Annotated in this window: 4 protein-coding genes; 3 read left to right on the forward strand and 1 reads right to left on the reverse strand. The window is 76.1% G+C overall.

What is annotated here, in order from left to right:
- Positions 1-1,099: bifunctional adenosylcobinamide kinase/adenosylcobinamide-phosphate guanylyltransferase (locus ABZ371_RS30195; protein WP_358685568.1), on the forward strand; the 1,099-nt coding region annotated here is incomplete at its 5' end.
- Positions 1,100-1,212: 113 nt separating this feature from the next.
- Positions 1,213-2,373 (forward strand): nicotinate-nucleotide--dimethylbenzimidazole phosphoribosyltransferase, encoded by a 1,161-nt coding sequence (gene cobT / locus ABZ371_RS30200; protein ID WP_358685571.1) that lies wholly within the window; start codon positions 1,213-1,215, stop codon positions 2,371-2,373.
- 2 nt (positions 2,374-2,375) lie between these two features.
- Here cobT and ABZ371_RS30205 read toward each other — a convergent pair whose 3' ends face one another.
- Positions 2,376-3,149 carry a hypothetical protein gene (locus ABZ371_RS30205; RefSeq protein WP_358685573.1) on the reverse strand — a complete coding sequence of 258 codons (774 nt, stop codon included), beginning with the start codon at positions 3,147-3,149 and terminating at the stop codon, positions 2,376-2,378.
- An 85-nt stretch (positions 3,150-3,234) separates the two neighbouring features.
- Here ABZ371_RS30205 and ABZ371_RS30210 point away from each other — a divergent pair.
- On the forward strand, positions 3,235-3,806 hold a 572-nt coding region (locus ABZ371_RS30210; protein ID WP_358685576.1), incomplete at its 3' end, for an adenosylcobinamide-GDP ribazoletransferase.

Genomic DNA, 3,806 nt, shown 5'->3' on the forward strand with positions numbered 1-3,806 from the left:
GACCGCGCTCCTCGTCGACGACGCGCTGCTGCTCGACCTCACCCCGGGTGCCGTCTTCGCCGCCGCCCGGGCGGGTCGTTCGCTCACGGGCGTACGGCAGGTGCTGCTCACCCACCCCCACGACGGCCCCGCGGTGGAACTGCCCGCGTCGCTCCCGGCCGCGGGGAGGGTCCCCGACGGGCAGGAGCTGACGCTGATCAGCGGTCACCGGGTCCGGGCCATGGCGATGGACGCGCCGGGCACCGGGTACGAGGTGACGTCGCCGGAGGGCGAGCGGCTGCTCTACCTGCCGCCGGGGGCCTCCCCGGCGGGCCTGGCCGACCGGGTACCGGAGCCGTACGACACGGTCGTCTGCGATGTGATCGGGCGGCCGGACGCCGTCGCCCGCCTGCGCGCGGTGGCGGCGGTGGGAGCGGGCACCGAGGTGATCGCCGTGCACCTGGACCACGACGCGCCGCCGGGTGACGAGCTGGACCGCCGGCTCGCGGCGGGCGGCGCGCGGGCCGTGCCCGACGGCACGACCCTGCTGGTCGGCGAGTACCGCGCCGGGCCGGTCGTGCCCCGCCGCACGCTCGTGACCGGCGGTGCCCGCTCGGGGAAGTCCCTGGAGGCCGAGCGGCGCCTGGAGACCTTCCCCGAGGTGGTGTACGTGGCCACGGGTGGCCGGCGGGACGGCGACAGGGAGTGGGCGGACCGGATCGGCGTCCACCGGGAGCGCAGACCGGCCGCGTGGCGCACCGAGGAGACGTGCGAGCTGACCGGGCTGCTGGAGTCGGACGGCCCCCCGCTGCTCATCGACTGCCTGTCGCTGTGGCTGACGGACGCCATGGACCGGGTGGACGCCTGGGACAGCGCCCTGTGGGCCGACGGCGGGGAGGAGGCGCTGCGCGCCCGGGTCGCCGAGCTGGTGCGCGCGGTGCGCGGGACGCGCCGCACGGTCGTCGCCGTGACCAACGAGGCCGGCTCCGGTGTCGTTCCCGCCACGCCCTCCGGACGCCGCTTCCGGGACGAACTGGGCCGCCTGAACGCCGCGTTCGCCGCCGAGTGCGAGCACGTCCTCCTCGTGGTCGCCGGGCGGGCACTGGTGCTGCGGGGCTGAGCCCCGCGCGCTCGGGTCAGCCCGGGGGTGCGGCGGGGCGGACGGGTACTGTTCCGCGCAGGGCCCGGCGCAGGGCCCCGCCCACCATGCGACGACCCGCGAGGCAGACCCCCGTGAATCTGGACGACTTCTCCGACCTGATCGAGCGACCCGACGGGGGCGTGCGGCGTGACGCCGAGGAACGCCGGGAGCGGCTGACCGTCGCGCCCGGCGCGCTGGGCCGGCTGGACGAGCTCGGCGCGTGGCTGTCCGCCGCGCAGCAGTCGGTGCCCGTCAGGCCCGTCGACCGGCCGCGGGTGGTCCTGTTCGCCGGTGACCACGGAGTGGCGGAGCTGGGCGTGTCCGGCCGGGCGGCCGGCAGCGCGCACACCCTCGTGCGGGCCGCCCTGGACGGCGCCAGCCCGGTGGCCGTGCTGGCCCGCCGCTTCTCCGTCCCCGTGCGGATCGTCGACGCCGGGCTGGACTGCGATCCGGAGCTGCTGCCCGAGGCGGTCGTGCGGCACCGGGTGCGGCGCGGCAGCGGCCGCATCGACGTCGAGGACGCGCTGACCGCCCGGGAGGCCGAGCAGGCCGTGCGGCTGGGGATGCGCATCGCCGACGAGGAGGCCGACTCGGGCACCGATCTCGTGGTGCTGGGCGATCTGAGCGTCGGCGGCACGACGGCGGCCTCCACCCTGATCGCGGCCCTGTGCGGCACGGACGCCTCGGTCGTGACGGGACGCGGCGGTGCGGGCATCGACGACCTCGCGTGGATGCGCAAGTGCGCGGCGGTCCGGGACGCGCTGCGGCGGGCCCGGCCGGTGCTCGGCGACCAGCTGGAGCTGCTGGCCGCGGTGGGCGGGGCGGATCTGGCGGCGATGACCGGTTTCCTGTTGCAGAGCGCGGTGCGCCGGATGCCCGTGGTGCTGGACGGTGTGGTCTCGGCGGCCTGTGCGCTGGTGGCCCAGCGGGCGGCCTTCCGGGCGCCGGACTGGTGGCTGGCGGGCCAGGTGAGCGGCGAGCCGGCCCAGGCGAAGGCGCTGGACCGGATGGCGCTGACCCCGCTGCTGGACCAGGGGGTGACCGTCGGCGAGGGCAGCGGGGCGCTGCTGGCGCTGCCGCTCGTCCAGGCCGCGGCGGCGCTGGCCGCGGAGCTTCCGGAGCGTACGGCCGCCGAGGAGCCTTCGGAGGAGGAGGCGCCGGAGGAGGAGACTCCGGAGGTGGAGCCTTCACCGGACGGGAAGACTCAGGGGGAGCCCTCCGGTGGGGCCGGACCCGGCCGGAGCGCCCTCTGAGCTCAGCGTCCGGGGCCGGGGCCGGGGCCGGGCAGCGGTGTCCGGTCCGGGGCGCCGCCGATCAGGTCCTGGAACCTCCTGCGCGGCCCCGCCCAGCGCACGTCGTGGTGGTAGGCGCGCAGGACCGCCCTGGAGCGGGCCCGGTGGCGGCGCCTGTAGAACCGCTTCGCCCACGGGGAGACCGGCCGGGCCAGCCGGAGGGCACCGATCAGGGCGATGAGCGGGACGAGCGTGCCGACCACCGCCATGCGCGTCTTGCCCTTGAACAGGGCGATCAGGACGAAGCCGAAGTTGACGCAGTACGTCAGGACGACGCCCAGCCTGCCCTGTTCCTCGTCGCCGCTCAGTTCGTCGACGCCCAGCGGTGAGAAGCCGGCGAGGACGAGGACGACCAGCGAGGCGGTGAGGACGACGACCTCGACGCTCTGGCGGCCCTCCTCGGTCCAGTACACGTCGTCGAGGTGCAGGATGAGGGCGAACTCGTCGAGGACGAGGCCGGCGCCCACGCCGAAGACGACGGCGCAGATCCCGGCGGTGACGCCCTCGCGGCCGCTCGCCACCGCACCGAAACCGCCGACCACCGAGAGGACGACACCCGGCACCACGTGGTGGACGTGCACACCACCGGGTGTGATGTTGCGGAAGGGGCCTTTGCCGGCTCGGATCATGCGGGTGATGACACGGGTGATCGCGAAGGTCAGCACGAAGGCGCTCAGGGCGAGCAGCAACGGCAGCTTGCCCGGCTCGACGATGTTCTGGTGCAGCCAGTGACCCATGCCACCCACTCCGGACGTCCGTTATGCGGCTTTTTTGACGATGCGCACAATCTAGCGCCGGGCGGCACCGGCTAGCCTCCCGGCGGTGATCTCCTTGAACAGCCACGGTCCGCGTTTCGCCTTCGGCACCCTCACCGTGCTCCCCGTCCGGGTCGCCCGCTGGGACCGCGACGCCGCCCGCGCCGGCATGCTCTGCGCCCCGCTCGCCGGGCTCGTCGTCGGGGTGCTCGCGGCCGCTTCCGGAGCCGTGCTCCTGCTCTCCGGATCGGGCCCACTGCTGGCGGCGGTCGCCTCGGCCGCTCTCCCCGCCGCCCTCACGCGCGGCCTGCATCTGGACGGGCTGGCGGACACCGCGGACGGCCTCGGCAGCGCCAGGCCCGCCGAGGGGGCGCTGCGGGTCATGAAACAGCCGGACATCGGCCCGTTCGGAGTGGTCACGCTGCTGTTCGTCCTGCTGGCCCAGGTCGCGGCCCTCTGCGAGCTGTACGGCCGGGGCTGGGCGCACGGGGCACTGGGCGCGGTGGCCGCCGCGACGGTGGCCCGGGCCGCGCTCACCCTGGCCGCCCGCCGCGGCGTGCCGCCCGCCAGGCCGGAGGGGCTGGGCGCCGCGGTGGCCGGCACGGTGCCGCCGGGGGCGGCGGCCGCCGTCGCGACTGC

The sequence above is a fragment of the Streptomyces sp. NPDC005899 genome, from assembly GCF_040629645.1.
Lineage (GTDB): Bacteria > Actinomycetota > Actinomycetes > Streptomycetales > Streptomycetaceae > Streptomyces.